14 protein-coding genes are annotated in these 14,435 nt (G+C 45.2%); 5 read left to right on the top strand and 9 right to left on the bottom strand.

Annotated features, from left to right (window positions below):
- Window positions 1-57: 57 nt before the first annotated feature.
- The 3 genes from Q4Q46_RS12655 to Q4Q46_RS12645 form a co-directional block, all read right to left on the bottom strand.
- The gene (locus Q4Q46_RS12655; protein WP_113940897.1) at window positions 58-804 is read right to left on the bottom strand and encodes an HvfC family RiPP maturation protein; all 747 of its coding nucleotides are present in this window, start codon (window positions 802-804) and stop codon (window positions 58-60) included.
- On the bottom strand, window positions 804-1,673 hold the full coding sequence (locus Q4Q46_RS12650; protein WP_311906106.1) for an HvfB family MNIO-type RiPP peptide maturase: 870 nt from the start codon (window positions 1,671-1,673) through the stop codon (window positions 804-806). The genes Q4Q46_RS12655 and Q4Q46_RS12650 overlap by 1 nt, the downstream gene beginning before the upstream one ends.
- A 116-nt stretch (window positions 1,674-1,789) precedes the next feature.
- The gene (locus Q4Q46_RS12645; protein WP_028759624.1) at window positions 1,790-2,218 is read right to left on the bottom strand and encodes an HvfA family oxazolone/thioamide-modified RiPP metallophore; all 429 of its coding nucleotides are present in this window, start codon (window positions 2,216-2,218) and stop codon (window positions 1,790-1,792) included.
- 267 nt (window positions 2,219-2,485) lie between these two features.
- Between Q4Q46_RS12645 and Q4Q46_RS12640 the strand changes: the two genes are divergently transcribed.
- Both Q4Q46_RS12640 and Q4Q46_RS12635 read left to right on the top strand, forming a co-directional pair.
- Window positions 2,486-3,433 carry a tRNA-dihydrouridine synthase gene (locus Q4Q46_RS12640; protein ID WP_311906105.1) on the top strand — a complete coding sequence of 316 codons (948 nt, stop codon included), beginning with the start codon at window positions 2,486-2,488 and terminating at the stop codon, window positions 3,431-3,433.
- A gap of 250 nt (window positions 3,434-3,683) precedes the next feature.
- A complete protein-coding gene (locus tag Q4Q46_RS12635) occupies window positions 3,684-4,043 on the top strand; it encodes a TraR/DksA C4-type zinc finger protein (protein ID WP_006086186.1) in 360 nt (119 codons plus the stop codon).
- 291 nt (window positions 4,044-4,334) lie between these two features.
- Here the strand turns inward: Q4Q46_RS12635 and ushA are convergent, their stop codons facing one another.
- The 3 genes from ushA to Q4Q46_RS12620 all read right to left on the bottom strand — a co-directional run bounded on the left by ushA (window position 4,335) and on the right by Q4Q46_RS12620 (window position 7,403).
- A complete protein-coding gene (gene ushA, locus Q4Q46_RS12630) occupies window positions 4,335-6,053 on the bottom strand; it encodes a bifunctional UDP-sugar hydrolase/5'-nucleotidase UshA (RefSeq protein ID WP_311906104.1) in 1,719 nt (572 codons plus the stop codon).
- Window positions 6,054-6,415: 362 nt separating this feature from the next.
- On the bottom strand, window positions 6,416-7,087 hold the full coding sequence (locus tag Q4Q46_RS12625) for an alpha/beta hydrolase (protein ID WP_006086183.1): 672 nt from the start codon (window positions 7,085-7,087) through the stop codon (window positions 6,416-6,418).
- An 88-nt stretch (window positions 7,088-7,175) separates the two neighbouring features.
- A complete protein-coding gene (locus tag Q4Q46_RS12620; RefSeq protein ID WP_106651841.1) occupies window positions 7,176-7,403 on the bottom strand; it encodes a DUF3389 family protein in 228 nt (75 codons plus the stop codon).
- Between the two features lie 251 nt (window positions 7,404-7,654).
- On the opposite strand from Q4Q46_RS12620, the gene Q4Q46_RS12615 reads away from it, so the two are divergent.
- Window positions 7,655-9,598 carry a M1 family metallopeptidase gene (locus tag Q4Q46_RS12615; RefSeq protein WP_311906103.1) on the top strand — a complete coding sequence of 648 codons (1,944 nt, stop codon included), beginning with the start codon at window positions 7,655-7,657 and terminating at the stop codon, window positions 9,596-9,598.
- Between the two features lie 211 nt (window positions 9,599-9,809).
- Here the strand turns inward: Q4Q46_RS12615 and Q4Q46_RS12610 are convergent, their stop codons facing one another.
- Both Q4Q46_RS12610 and Q4Q46_RS12605 read right to left on the bottom strand, forming a co-directional pair.
- Window positions 9,810-10,298: an FKBP-type peptidyl-prolyl cis-trans isomerase gene (locus tag Q4Q46_RS12610; RefSeq protein WP_006082096.1), complete on the bottom strand. Its 489-nt coding sequence runs from the start codon at window positions 10,296-10,298 to the stop codon at window positions 9,810-9,812.
- 144 nt (window positions 10,299-10,442) lie between these two features.
- Window positions 10,443-11,759, bottom strand: coding sequence for a lytic murein transglycosylase (locus Q4Q46_RS12605; protein ID WP_311906102.1), 1,317 nt, complete (start codon window positions 11,757-11,759; stop codon window positions 10,443-10,445).
- A 429-nt stretch (window positions 11,760-12,188) separates the two neighbouring features.
- On the opposite strand from Q4Q46_RS12605, the gene Q4Q46_RS12600 reads away from it, so the two are divergent.
- Together Q4Q46_RS12600 and Q4Q46_RS12595 are read left to right on the top strand one after the other, a co-directional pair.
- The gene (locus Q4Q46_RS12600) at window positions 12,189-12,548 is read left to right on the top strand and encodes a DUF2750 domain-containing protein (protein ID WP_006082098.1); all 360 of its coding nucleotides are present in this window, start codon (window positions 12,189-12,191) and stop codon (window positions 12,546-12,548) included.
- Between the two features lie 42 nt (window positions 12,549-12,590).
- Window positions 12,591-13,232, top strand: coding sequence for a hypothetical protein (locus tag Q4Q46_RS12595; RefSeq protein WP_311906101.1), 642 nt, complete (start codon window positions 12,591-12,593; stop codon window positions 13,230-13,232).
- Window positions 13,233-13,427: 195 nt separating this feature from the next.
- Here Q4Q46_RS12595 and Q4Q46_RS12590 read toward each other — a convergent pair whose 3' ends face one another.
- Window positions 13,428-14,372, bottom strand: coding sequence for a chemotaxis protein CheV (locus tag Q4Q46_RS12590; RefSeq protein ID WP_106650828.1), 945 nt, complete (start codon window positions 14,370-14,372; stop codon window positions 13,428-13,430).
- Between the last annotated feature and the right edge of the window lie 63 nt (window positions 14,373-14,435).

Genomic DNA, 14,435 nt, shown 5'->3' with positions numbered 1-14,435 from the left:
TAATAAAAACCCTCTAAATGTAGGGTTATTGCATTTATTTCGGCAATAAACCCAACCTTAAGACTGACGTCCGCGCACTATCCCTTTGGCCGCTAATTGCTCGAGTAACTGCATACAACCTTGCTCAATAATCTCTGGCGCCATTTGAGGGTAAGTGATTGTTAACCAATCAACTATCTCTTTAAAACCCGCTTGGCCTTGAGCTTGAAGAAATGCCAGCACCTGCGCGCTTAAGGGATTTAACTGTAGGAAACACACTTCACAATCGGCATCTTGATAGAGACAAAAAAACACTGGCGTATCGAGTTGTTGCTGCGGACGATAATCCTGACGAATGTGCTGCACCTCAAAATGATACTGCGCCACCCTCGCCGTCTGTGACAAACATAAAGCCTGCGTCGACATTTGCGCTAGGCTAAGTTGAGATTCATCCCCACTCGCCTGTGCAACCGCAACGGCCAACTCCAGCCATTCATAGTGCGCTAATTCGAGCATAAAAACAGGATCATTTGCCGTGGGCTGATATTCCTGCTGTAAAAAATCTAAAAACTCACCCGCGATATCGATAAAAATGGGCGATTGGCAATCATGTTGACTGAAAAAACGTTGCACCAAAGTCAGCCATTCCTCCTCAGAATACAAACTTTTAAGCACGGGAAAGCCGTTCGACACAAATCCCAGCACATTATTAAAAAATAACTCGCGGTAAACCTGCATACGCCGGACATCAGTATCCGCGGGCAATGGCGAAGAGGGATCGCGGATATAATCGATAAAGGATTGCTGCACTTGCTTAAAATCCATTAGGCGCTCCTCTTTACGGCATGAGCGCTATTTTGGGCATGGGAGCTGGACGCCGCCATTTGATAACCGTGAATTTGATTTATCTCGAGCAACAATTCAGCGGTTGTCGGCAAATTAAAGTCACGCTCAAGCAAAGTCGGTTTTACCCCATGCAAAGCATAACAGCGCTGTAATAATGTCCAGACGGGATCGTTAATGGCTGCGCCATGGGTATCAATGAGCAGATCTTCAGCTTGTTTGTAGTGCCCAGCAATATGCAGATAAGCGATGCGCTCCGTCGGCATGGCCTGTAAAAAGGCATCGGCATCGTATTGATGGTTTATCGAGTTCACATAGATGTTGTTCACATCCAGTAGCAGTTTACAATCGGTTTCTTGCAGCACGGCATTAACGAATTCAAGTTCTGTCATTTGCGCACCTGGAGCGGCATAAAAAGACACATTTTCTAAAATAAGCGGCCGCTCTAGAATATCTTCTACTTGCTTGACCCGCGCCGCCACATGCTTCACTGCAGCGTCGGTAAAAGGGATAGGCATTAAATCATATAAGTGACCTTGCCCTGAGCAATAACTTAAATGTTCGGAATAGACTTGGATTTGATGTAAATCCATAAAGGTTTTGATATTTTTTACAAACGCGAGATCTAAAGGTTCAGGGCTACCAATGGATAAACTCAAACCGTGGCAGTAGAAAGTATGTTGCTCAGTCAACTCACGAAATTGGCGGCCAAATTTACCACCTAAGGTCATCCAATTCTCAGGCGCCACTTCAAAAAAATTAATAGCATCAGGCACCTGTAAACAAAATTCACTGAGCATTTCTCGTCTTAATCCCAGCCCTACCTGTGCCGTATTTTTTTGATCATTCATAGAACCTCACGAACGCTAACCTGTAATCGCTTAAGAATAAAACACAAGAGACCAGCGCTGGCTGGCCTCTTTAGGCTCAATTATCCCAATAACTGCAGGGATAAAACAAACCCGCTTTACTTCACTTCTTTTTTAACGGCTTCGACTTTAGCATCCACTTTTTCGGCGGTTTTCTTCATATCAGCGCCACATTTCGCTTCACCACACTTACCTTCATGGGCCTTATCAGCGGCTTTCTTCATGTCAGCACCGCATTTCGCTTCGCCACATTTCCCCTCATGAGCTTTATCTGCAGCCGCTTTTTTCATCTCAGCACCGCATTTAGCCTCACCACACTTACCTTCTTTGGCTTTTTCAGCGGCGGCTTTCTTCATGTCTGCGCCGCATTTGGCTTCACCACATTTGCCTTCTGAACCGACAATTTGATAGCCCGCATCCATAGCTTCAAAACCAAATGGGTTAGTTTGTGCATTGACAGCAAAAGCCGAACTCATCACAACTGAACCTAACGCTACTGCAACTGCTGTTTTTTTAACTGAATTCATAAATAATCCCTTCTTGTTTATTGAGTAATAATGACCAACAACAGTTTAAGTAGCTGGCTTACAACAAAAGACCTGCCTTATTTCGATTTTATTGCAAAAAATATCATTAAGTCACAGAAATGGTCAAAATATCCTGCTAGGACAATCAGTTTAGCTTGGATTTTATTTATTGGCATACCTATTCATCCTCCTTCACAAGGCCACTTTGTAACTTAGGGCTGATAAGGTAGAATGCTCGCCCTTTGCAACAGATATGGGTTTACTGCAGTGCGTGTGATTTTGGCTCCAATGGAAGGCGTAGTAGACGCTTTGATGCGTGACATCCTATCGACCATCAATCCCTACGATTTGCTCGTCACCGAATTTGTGCGAGTGGTAGACCAACTGCTGCCTGAAAAGGTCTTTCTCAAACTGTGTCCTGAACTGCTCAACAACGGCAACACCCCTTCAGGTACGCCAGTACGAGTACAATTGCTTGGTCAAGAACCCCAATGCATGGGCGAAAATGCCCTGCGTGCCATTGAGCTAGGCTCACACGGTGTTGATGCAAACTTTGGCTGTCCAGCAAAAATTGTTAACCGCAGTAAAGGTGGCGCCGTATTATTGCAATATCCTGAGAGTGTGCACGATATTGTCAAAGCCATGCGTCAAGCAGTACCAAAAGAGCATGCCGTAACGGCCAAAATACGTTTGGGCTATGAAGATAAGTCACTGTTTATGGAAAACGCTATTGCTGTGTATGAAGCTGGTGCAACTGAACTTGCCATCCATGCGCGCAGTAAAGTCGACGGTTACAAACCACCCGCCTACTGGGAATACATCACCGAAGTGCGTAAACGTTTGCCAATCCCGGTGATCGCCAACGGTGAAATTTGGAACCGCGACGATGCTAAGCGTTGCATCGATGTCACGGGCTGCGACAGTATCATGATCGGCCGCGGGGCGATTTCATTGCCCAACTTGGCCGATACCATCAAGACAGGCGCAACCCCTTATACTTGGGCTCAAACCTTAGGGCTGATGCTCAGTTATACCCAAAGAGAGCTTAATGGTCGCAAAAGTGACTATTATCCCGCCCGGATCAAACAGTGGTTTACCTACCTCAATCGTCAATATCCCGAAGCCGATACCTTATTTAGGGAGCTACGCGTGTTTAAAACAACGGAAGAAATCGTCGCGGTATTAGAAGCTGCGCAGCGAAACTTAGCCGACTAACCATAGAGTGTGACCAACCACAAAACGGAAATCTATCTGATAAAGGTAAGAAATCGAGACTCAAACGCGGCAATGTGTGCAATGAAAGGGACTTAGTCATAGCACACATAATGCGATAGGAATGAAGTACTTTTTCGATTTTAACAGCGAAAATATTTAAAATATGGCAGATACTTGATCTTTATCATAGTCGTTGGTAGTGGAACTATTAGACTGGACGCCTAGAGTCAAATGAAATAGGCGATTTTACGTGAGCACCACCCATATCAGACATGAATTGTCAGAGCTTGAAGCTAATCTAAGGAAAGAACTCGGCGCGCTCCCTCCGTTCCTCGAAGTCATAGGGGAGCATTATGCTAGCCTGAGTCTGACAGAGTTAATTGATACATTGGCGCAAACGCCACTGGCCGATCACCCGCTATTTTGCCAGCTGAATAAACTTGATGCCGCCTTTTGTCAGCTCGACTTAGGCCTCTACGGTCTTTGCTCGGATTGTGAGGCAGAAATCGACACCGAACGCTTAAACCAAGATCCCACTGAACAACGCTGCGCCTCCTGCGCCGAGCATTATCAACACGAACATCGCCACGAGCTGCGCCTCACACATTGACAGCGCTGATCCGATATCCGATAAGCAACCTGAAAAGCAGGCAAAAAAATAAGCAAAAAAACCTCCGCAAGCGGAGGTTTGAGTTAGAGATTTAAGTCTAGCGAACTTTCTCTAATCAGAGTGATACTTTTTCTAAAGTAAATATACACTACCAAACCAGCGATTAACTTTCTTCGCAATAATGTCTACTTAGTAAATTAAATGTTCTTTAAACATAATAGAAACAGTCATATAAAAATACCACTCAATTGAGTGGCATTTATATTTAAATACTCAGTAATGATTAATTACTTAAAGTTGACAACCTTCAACATTCTTTGAGTTTTCATAAACAATATCACCTATCGGACTATAATCCGCAGCAACAATCGCTTGTTTCTCTTTCAAGAATGAATACAGTAAATCAGCATCCACAAAACCCGTTTGGATTGGGCTAGCAAGTTTAGGATAACCGTCACCACCAGCAGCGTTAAAGCTAGGTACAGTGAACTTGTAAGCACCAGTAGGGCTGAAGTCTTTGCCATTTATTTCACTAATATTGGCAGTCTTAGCTACGCAGTCAATGGTCATTTTCACGCCCGTGATTTGTGCATAACCACCTGAACCAATTTGAAGACTACCTACCGCGCCTAAATAAGCCGCAACTTCAGTACCTGTCATTTCGTTCAGAGTCACCATGTTACCGAATGGCTGAACAGTCAGCACGTCACGGTAAGTGATATTGCCAGGTTGAATAGAGGCACGTACACCGCCCGAGTTCATCACGCCAAAATCGGCTTTGACTTTATCACTTTGCGCCATCGCTAACATACGGCCTAAGTTAGTTTGCTTATTACGAACGTTTGCACGCTCGCCATCTAACAGAGCATCCGTAGTTGCTATGACTTCGTCTAACTTAGCTTGACCTTTCTCTTGGTAGTAAGATAGCAGCTCTTTTAACTCAGCATCAGGCTCAATCTTAGTGCCCGCTAAATCAGCAGTCTTCTTGCCCGCGTCATCCAATTTACGCATATTCACAGGCACAAGTTTATAGCTTGCTAAATGAAGCTCACCGTTAAAGTATTCAAAATCTGCACGACCAACATATTTACCCCATTCATGGGCTTGCATGATCCAAGTACCATTCTGTTTATCTGGAGCACATTCATCGCCTGGTTTAAAGTCAGCGTAGGCTTTGTTGTCAGTACCTGGTTCCATACACACTGGATTTTGTGAATGACCACCAATAACCACTTGCAAATCGCCTTCTTTCAATGCGCGAGCCATAGCCACATCACCAGGGGCGTTACTACCGTTATGGCCGTCAGCATAGTGACCCATGTGCGTGGTAGCGAAAATAATATCGGCCGCTTTGGCGTCTTTAATTTCTTTAATCACTTTAGCGACTTCAGTCTTTGGATCGGTGAACTCCAAGCCACTGATGAATTCTGGATTACCAATCTTAGCCGTATCTTCGGTAGTTAAACCTATTACAGCGACTTTAAGACCGTTTACGTCGAATACCTTATAAGCATCAAAGTAACGTTCCCCTAGATTGCCATCTGCATCTTTATGGTAAATATTCGCCGCTAACATAGGGAATTCCGCAAGGCGGCGCTGCATATCAACAACGGATAATGGATTATCAAACTCATGGTTACCAACAGCCATAGCGTCGTAACCAATTTTATTCATACCTGTGAAATCTGGGATCGCATCTTGTAGATCCGATTCTGGCACGCCAGTATTAATGTCGCCACCAGACAGCAATAATGTTTGACCACCATTCTTACTGACTTCTGCACGAATGCTGTCAATTAAGGTTTTACGCGCAGCCATACCGTATTCGCCGTCACTGTTTTCCCAGAAACGGCCGTGGTTATCATTGGTGTGTAAAACGGTAAATGTTGTGCAAGCGCTTCCCGCTTCAGCACATGTTGTTGGGACTTTATCGTCATCACTATTATTACAACCCGTAAGCGCAGCGACAACAGCAGTTGCAACTAGTCCTTTAATAAGCATATGTCTCATTACATCAACCCCTTGATTTTAATTATTTTATCATAGAAAGATTGCCGTGAACTCCATCAAGTTCAGCGTCACGGATAATAACAAATAATAAAGATAAATTGTGTCATTTTTATTAAAAACTTGACATTAATAGGGGAATTCGCAGGAGCTTTAAGACAGATTTGTTTCATATAAAAAATAAGCTGAATGACTGATTTCTATATATGTAGAGAATTAAATATAAAAGTGAAATAACTTAATTTAAATCCTTCAGTATAAATGACTTAGAAAGTGTTACAGAAAAAATTGATTGTTCCCATAAAAAAACAAGCATGGGCAATTTTCAATTTACCGCATGCTGTTTTATCAGCAATTAGACTTATCTACATTTCAAATCGCTGTAATAACCACTTAGAAATCTCTTTTAACTGCGCAGGGATCACTGAATGCGGCATAGGATAAGTCTGCCACACAACATTATAACCGCCCGTAATTAAAGCTTCTTTGGCTAATGTTCCAGCGGATAATGGCACTACATCATCCTGTAGACCATGTTGCTGTAATATGGGTGTATTACGATTCGCTGCGCTTAATTCAGCGGGTAATACATCGCCCGTCGGTAAATAGCAAGACAGTGCCATAATCCCTGCAAGTTGCTCGGGGAAACGCAGTCCAGAGAATAAACTCATGACTCCGCCCTGACTGAATCCTGCTAATACGATACGCTCGCTCGCAATACCCGCCGCGATTTGTTCGTTAATTAGTGCAGCAACCCTTTTCTCCGACTCAAGCACGCCTTGCATATCGGCTCTGTCGTGCAAATCCATGCTTTTAATATCGTACCAAGCGCGCATGACGTAGCCGCCATTAATGGTCACGGCTTGTTCTGGTGCATGGGGGAAAATAAACCGGATAGCATGATCGGCAGGCAAACCTAATGCAGGCACAACAGGGGCAAATCCGGCACCCGAATCCCCTAATCCATGTAACCAAATAACCACGGCTGTAGCTGGTGTCTTAGGCTCAACGACAATACGCTCAAGAGAAACTGACATACTAAAAAATCCCTAATTCGATATTAAACACTCATCAACTAAAAAGTGATGATAAATCTGTAAGTTAGACATGCTGTGCAGGCGTGCTTTATTCCGCATCCATGCCCAGTACATCTTGAATCGCACGCAACTGGGTATTTGAGTCCAATACTAAGCTCCAACGTACACCGCCACCATCGGCGATTAACATAGGTGGCTGACGTCGCAAACCGATATCCTCCGCACTCGCTTGCAGCACGATACTGGCAACATTGAGCCGCACTTGAACTTCGAACTCAGTGACGATTAACTTACCCTGCGAAAAATCTAACACCATTTTGATAACCGCCCTATGTGAAAACGCCGCCATCATAGCAAACTTGTGGTCTTTTACCGATGGCATTTCCTTCCCAACAGACGAGCCATTAAAGTTTGATTACATTTGAGCTAACAGTGAGATCACAAATCCACTGGATTATCAGGTAAACTTTTGCCCTAAATAGAATGGGTCGATAGAACACCAAGCAAATTGGTGCACTTATCGCCCAAAACTCGAGCAAAAATACTTCATCATTAGGCTGTTAAATAATGCTTTCACTTCGACGTACCGTCCTAAGCAGCGCCCTTTTGTTTGCGCTGCAACTCCTTGCTAGCACCTATGCCAATAGCGCTTCAAATACGTTAGCCGCTGAACCTAGTGCCACTGTTGTACAAGCACAGACGCAGCAGAACCTAGATGCACTGACCTATGCCAATTACACTGACGTCAGCGTGAGTCATGTTGAACTAGCCCTTGCCATCGATTTTAAACAAAGCCGCTTATCCGGCGAAGCCACCCTTGATTTGGCTTGGCATAAGGCGGGGAAAGAACTCATCTTAGATACTCGAGATCTAACGATTAACAACGTGAGTGCTTTGAATTCAAATGGGAAATGGCAAAGCGTGCCCTTCACCTTAGCCAAAGCGGACGCTGTAAAAGGTGCGGCGCTAACCATCAAACTTGCCGATGAAGCTACCCAAAAAGTTAAAATCAATTATCACACGTCGAATAATCCATCCGGTATTCAATGGTTAACTCCTGAGCAAACCCAAGGTAAACAGTTACCTTTTATGTTCAGTCAGAGTCAGGCGATTCATGCTCGCAGCTGGATCCCACTGCAAGATACCCCAGCCGTGCGCCAAACCTATAGCGCAACGATTACTACCGATAAAGCCATTACTGTGGTCATGAGTGCCGATCGTAAAACCCTGTCGAGCACGCAGACCCAGTTCACTATGCCGCAGGCGATCCCAGCTTACTTAATCGCCATCGCAGCCGGGCATTTAAAGTTCGCCCCTTTAGATAACATCTCGGGCATTTGGGCTGAGCCAGAAATCCTCGACAAAGCCAGCAAGGAATTTGCCGACACGCCGGAGATGATCAAAATCGCCGCTAAACGTTACGGCGATTACCGTTGGGGACGTTATGACTTGCTTATTTTACCGCCAAGCTTCCCCTTCGGCGGGATGGAAAATCCACGGCTTTCGTTTATTACGCCAACAGTGATCGCGGGTGATAAAAGTTTAGTGAGTCTAATTGCCCATGAACTTGCCCACTCGTGGTCGGGTAACTTGGTGACCAACGCCACTTGGCGCGATCTCTGGCTTAATGAAGGTTTTACGACCTATGTAGAGAATCGCATTATGGAAGATCTCTACGGCCGCGACCGAGCGCTGATGGAGCAAACCATCGGCTATTCAGAGCTGCTTGCCGAGCTTGCAGAACTCACGCCTGGCGATTCAGTGTTGCATGTGGCTCTTGGAAAGCGCTCACCCGACGAGGCCTTCAGCGGTGTCCCTTATGTTAAAGGCCAGTTGTTTTTAATCTTTTTAGAGCAGAAATTTGGCCGCGAGCGCTTCGATGCTTTTGTGAAAAGCTACTTCAATCATTTTGCATTTCAAAGCATTACCACGGCGCAGTTCCGTGAGTATTTATCTTTGAATCTATTAAACAAATATCCCAATGTTGTCAGTGAGGCCGAAGTGGATACTTGGATTGAAGGTCAAGGTTTGCCGCCATTTTTAGTGCAGCCCAATTCCCACGCCTTCGATGATATCGATGCCCAAAGACAAACTTGGCTCGACGGAAAACTTAGTGCAAGCGAGTTGAAAACCAGCACTTGGACAGTGCACCAGTGGTTAAGGTTTATCAATGAAATGCCAAGAGTCAATCTAGACCAAGCCAAACTTACCGAGCTGGATAAGGCGTTCCATTTTACGGGCACAGGTAACAGTGAAATCGCTTTTGCATGGTATTCACTCGCCCTAGACAACGGCTATTACACGGTACTACCCGCATTAAAACAGCACTTGACCCATATTGGTCGCATGCGCTTAATCGTGCCGTTATATCAAAAGCTTGCAAGCACAGATCAGTACGACTGGGCCAAGAGTGTCTATCTTAGGGCTCGCAGCGGCTACCATCCACAAACCCAAGCAAGTCTAGATATGATGTTTGCCGACAAACCACTCGAGCATGAACATAGCCATTAATGAGATAAAGAGCGATTAGTGTTAAGTGCCATTAGCAGTTGCGCTAACTATTAAGCCATTAGCACCATAAAAACAAAAAAGCCCAAACCTAGGTTTGGGCTTTTGCTATTCAATCTTCTGCCTCGATTCATTCAACTCATACTGAACTTATATTCATCTCACATTGAGTCAGATAAAAGCCAAGTTCGAAGCCGAGTCCGAAGCCTAAAGATTAGTGGTGATGACCACCAGCGCCATGGGCATGGCCATGGGCGATTTCTTCATCACTCGCGTCACGGGCACCAACGACTTCAATATCAAATGTCAGTTCGCGGCCCGCTAATGGATGGTTGACATCCACAGTCGCCATAAACTTACCCACTTTAACGATAGTCACTTGGCGTTGACCTTGGTCAGTATTGACCACAGCAGTCATACCCGGTTTCCACGCAGTCGCGCCCAATAAGTGCTTAACCGACACACGTTGGTGCGCATCCGCATCCGCTACGCGCTCACCGTATGTTTCGGCAGCAGGTAAAGTCACAGTGAATTTTTCACCGATGGCTTTACCATTAATGGCGTTTTCTACACCTGGCATCATATTGTCATGGCCGTGTAAATAGGCAATCGGATCGCGACCTTCGTTCGTCTCGATCACTTCGCCTTTCTCGTCACGCAGTGTGTAGTTAAACTGCACAACCATATCGTCTTTAATGCTCATCGAATATCCTTTGATTTTCTTCGATTTCAATTGTGGGCCGAGCTTAACAAAACTGAGCTTTTCACTCCACTTTTTTATCCGGCCTAAAAGCGCTCAAAACCCGCAGCGAGCGCTTTTTGGCTACAGTAACTACAGTGACAGTGGCTACAGTGATAGTCCTAAAGCGCTAAACACCTCAGAGCTTGGGAAGCCATCGGCAATCATCTGTTTGCTCCGTTGAAAGGCTTGCAGCCCTGCCACAGAGTTACGCCCTAAGACGCCATCTGGCTTGCCAACATCAAATCCGGCCTCATTCAGTTTTGCTTGCAATTGCTTAACTTGCTCGCGACTTAAGCGTGGCTGTTCTGGCGGGCTCACTGTCAAAGGTAACCCCCCATTAATGCGATCGGCTAGATGCCCAACTGTGATGGCATAATACTCAGAGCGATTCCAACGCATGATCACATTGAAGTTCTCATAACCTAAAAAGGCAGGCCCTGTATGCCCTGCTGGCAAATACAGCGCGGCTTGAATATCAACGGCAGGCAAAGGTTGACCATTCGCTTGCGTGACATTGAGCGCGGCCCATTCCGATAAGGCCAAGGGCTGCTTTGCCCCTAAATGGCTGTAACTAAAATCCTTTGGCAATAAGACTTCACGGCCCCAACGTTCATTTCGCTGCCAGCCTAAGTGCTGTAAAAAGTTCGCGGCGGAAGTCAGCGCGTCTGTGGTGCTATTCCATAAATCGGCTTTACCATCGCCGTCACCGTCGACGGCATATTTGGCATAGGCCGACGGCATAAATTGCGTGTGTCCCATGGCGCCAGCCCATGATCCCACCATAGTGTCATAATCAAACTGATACTTTTCTTTCAGCTTTAAAGCTTGCATCAATTCTATGGTGAAATAATTGCTACGGCGTGGCTCACAGGCCAAAGTCGCGAGCGAATTCAATACCGACATCTTGCCTTTATAGGAACCATAGTTAGTTTCAAGCCCCCAAAAAGACAAGATATATTGCGGCGGCACGCCATATTCTTTGGCTAATTGATTGAGTAATACGCTGTGTTTTTGCAGCAAACGACGGCCTTCGTTGACGCGCCATTCGGTGGCGCGCTTACTGAAATAATTATCGAATGTCTGGCTGAATTCAGGTTGTTGCTGATCGAGCTCAATCACCCGAGGCACAAATTTCAAATTTGCAATGGTCGAGTTAATCGTCGCCTCTGACAGCCCTTCAGTGCGCGCCCGCGCTTGTAGCCCAGTCACACAACTCGGAAATGCCTCGGCATTCGCTTGTACGCTAGCACTGATATCGGGCATTAGGTTGGCTTCAGCGACTATGCCACTTGCGTTGCTACTGCTCGCGTTAGTGCTTGCCTTAGTACTGGCACTCGCCGCAGGCACGCTGGAACAGGCACTCAGGCTGACACAGGCGGCAATACTCGCAAAGAGATAAGTTAACCCTTTAATTTTAATCAAATCAACAACTCCAATATTTGATTTCACAATAATGACACAGTCATCACACTGCTGTGGCTAAACACGACAATCTTCCTTCTTCGAGAGGGAATTGCCCTAGAGAGATATTCGCCTTGGCATAACGAGTTAACGGTTCTATTAAAAAAACCTTTAACGGCCAATGGTATAGAAGACATGTTTCTCCCCCATGGAAAGCCTCTATCTGAGCCACACTTGGTCAGCAAAGCACGCAGCATCAAGGCTTCTCATTGCCAATAATCCTGACCCATAGCGACACGTAACACAATCCTTATCGCCATAAATACCTTGTGGCATCGGCTTATTGCTCAGTTATCCAACACAAGAAAAATCTTAACAAAGAATCCCTTGGTATCGCAGCATGTTACCGTATAATGGATAAGTTAACAGCACACATCAAAGAGACCTATCATGACTGAAATCAATGCGGCTTTGGCTGGCTTTATCAAAAATGTAAAACAACATCAGACGCTTTGGGGTCTAATGGATGAAACTGGCGAAGGCTGGGTCGTTTGTGACTCTTCAGAATTTGAAGACACAGATGTGATGCCATTGTGGTCAAGTGAAGCCACTGCAAAATCCCATTGCAGCGACGAATGGCACGACTACCAACCCGTTGCTATTTCATTAGAAGAATTTTTGGAATATTGGGTGTCTGATCTCAACGACGATGGTGTATTGATCGGTGTGGATTGGCAGACTGATGAAGATTGCCTTGAACTTGATCCAATTGTTTTAGCAAAAGATTTGGTTGATGTTGAAGAAGTTTAATCCCTTCAATATGACATCAAGGACTGAGGTGCTCATTCCTTGATGTCTGCTATCCCGCTTATCGATATTCCCTTCGACCAACGTCATACCTGTTGGTTTTGCGGCGAACCGAGCAATCAACACTTCGAATATATTGCCCACACACATACGCCACATCCGTCATTAGCCGTGCCCGCCTGCAGCGAATGCTTACGATTAGCCAAACAACATCCTTTGAGCTCAATATGGGATTGTCGTATGGCCGTCAAAGATGCACTGATGCGCATTTATGCAAAACACCTCGCGATTGGGATTAATTGGACCGAAGAAGAACTTGCCGAGTCTGAATTTTCCTGCAAAGTGTTTGAAGGCTTTAAGAAAAGTGCTTGGATGATGTACCAGATTGCCCGCGACCGTATCAATGCACCCGGCTGGCCACTGGTATTAGAAGGCGAAGAAATTGACGACCAAGGTTATAACGCAGGTTTCGAATTTGATGGCGTGACCTTTAACTCAGTTAATGCTGCAATCCAGTACTACTCGACGCAATTCACCTTAGATCCTCAGTTTTTTGCCGAACTTGTTCGCCTCGTCGGCCGAACAAGATTCAACTATGCCCTACGACTCGCCCGCATCCATATTGCCGCCGCCAAAGAAATGAAACGCCAAATATTACAAGATGTAGAAGCCGAATTCGCCTCGTAATCGAACGTAAAATAAAAAGGTATTTGGTAGGATTTAAACAAGAGCGATGGAAAGGTGACGATTGAATGGCTGATATTAAAAGTCTGATATAAACAAGCCATATTTAAAACAGTTATTAAAAGCAATTATTAAAAGCGCTGAGCCTACCGATGACCAACACAAGGACAATCACCGATAGGTAGAATCTCAAGATGCTTAGTGATTGATCACTTGTCTTAATCTTTCTTGTACCACTTCCACGAGTAAATCCGGCTGGAATTTAGAAATAAACTTATCACAACCGACCTTCTCAACCATGGCATGGTTGAAACTGCCGCTCAGTGAAGTATTCAAGGTAATATATAGATCTGACATAGCTTTATCACCGCGAACTTCAGAGGTCAGTTTGTAGCCGTCCATCTCGGGCATTTCGGCATCGGTAATCATCATCAGTAATTCTTTAGATACTTGCTTACCTTCATCACGCCATTTCTGTAATAACGTCAGCGCCTGCAAGCCATCCGAGGCTTCAATGATTTCTATACCTAGTTGGCTTAAGGTTTCACGCACCTGACGCCTTGCGGTCGATGAATCGTCCACGATCAAGATTTTTCTGCCTGGCATTTCATGGACTAAGGTTTCATCGAGCACACCTTCAGAAAGCCTAATATCGTAGTGAATAATCTCAGCTAGCACTTTCTCTACATCGATAATCGACACTAGTTGCGATTTGCCTTGGTGCTCGATGCGGGTAATTGCCGTCAAATAATTATTGCGCCCTGCCGTTTTCGGCGGCGGCATGATATCGCTCCATGTCATGTTGATAATGTGCTCAACCTTGCCGACTAAGAAGCCCTGCACGCTGCGGTTATACTCTGTGATGATCATATTGGCATCATCATCCGGCGGTAAAGGTTTAAACCCAATCGCCGAACGTAAATCAATCACAGGGATAGAAATGCCGCGAATATTAGCAACACCATAAATATGAGGATGACTCCCAGGCATAGCATTAAGGGGAGGAAGCTTGACCACTTCTTTAACTTTAAAGACGTTGATGGCAAATAACTGCGTGGAATTAATACTAAAGAGCAACAACTCGAGGCGGTTCTCACCCACGAGTTTGGTACGCTGATCTACGGTTGCAAGTACGTTTGCCATAATGCTGCTTCTCTACTCTTGAGGAAAATCCTTTCCTCACATGCGACGGATTAGCTCAAATTA

This window comes from Shewanella vaxholmensis, assembly GCF_031932135.1.
GTDB classification, from domain to species: domain Bacteria; phylum Pseudomonadota; class Gammaproteobacteria; order Enterobacterales; family Shewanellaceae; genus Shewanella; species Shewanella hafniensis.
Note: the sequence above shows the minus strand (reverse complement) of the source record. Positions and strands in the feature narration are given on the sequence as shown.

What these genes read in the sequence shown, in the direction of transcription:
- Q4Q46_RS12655 (WP_113940897.1), bottom strand. Translation starts at nt 804, where the DNA reads ATGGATTTTAAGCAAGTGCAGCAATCCTTTATCGATTATATCCGCGAT.
- Q4Q46_RS12650 (WP_311906106.1), bottom strand. Translation starts at nt 1,673, where the DNA reads ATGAATGATCAAAAAAATACGGCACAGGTAGGGCTGGGATTAAGACGA.
- Q4Q46_RS12645 (WP_028759624.1), bottom strand. Translation starts at nt 2,218, where the DNA reads ATGAATTCAGTTAAAAAAACAGCAGTTGCAGTAGCGTTAGGTTCAGTT.
- ushA (WP_311906104.1), bottom strand. Translation starts at nt 6,053, where the DNA reads ATGAGACATATGCTTATTAAAGGACTAGTTGCAACTGCTGTTGTCGCT.
- Q4Q46_RS12625 (WP_006086183.1), bottom strand. Translation starts at nt 7,087, where the DNA reads ATGTCAGTTTCTCTTGAGCGTATTGTCGTTGAGCCTAAGACACCAGCT.
- Q4Q46_RS12620 (WP_106651841.1), bottom strand. Translation starts at nt 7,403, where the DNA reads ATGGTGTTAGATTTTTCGCAGGGTAAGTTAATCGTCACTGAGTTCGAA.
- Q4Q46_RS12615 (WP_311906103.1), top strand. Translation starts at nt 7,655, where the DNA reads ATGCTTTCACTTCGACGTACCGTCCTAAGCAGCGCCCTTTTGTTTGCG.
- Q4Q46_RS12610 (WP_006082096.1), bottom strand. Translation starts at nt 10,298, where the DNA reads ATGAGCATTAAAGACGATATGGTTGTGCAGTTTAACTACACACTGCGT.
- Q4Q46_RS12600 (WP_006082098.1), top strand. Translation starts at nt 12,189, where the DNA reads ATGACTGAAATCAATGCGGCTTTGGCTGGCTTTATCAAAAATGTAAAA.
- Q4Q46_RS12595 (WP_311906101.1), top strand. Translation starts at nt 12,591, where the DNA reads ATGTCTGCTATCCCGCTTATCGATATTCCCTTCGACCAACGTCATACC.
- Q4Q46_RS12590 (WP_106650828.1), bottom strand. Translation starts at nt 14,372, where the DNA reads ATGGCAAACGTACTTGCAACCGTAGATCAGCGTACCAAACTCGTGGGT.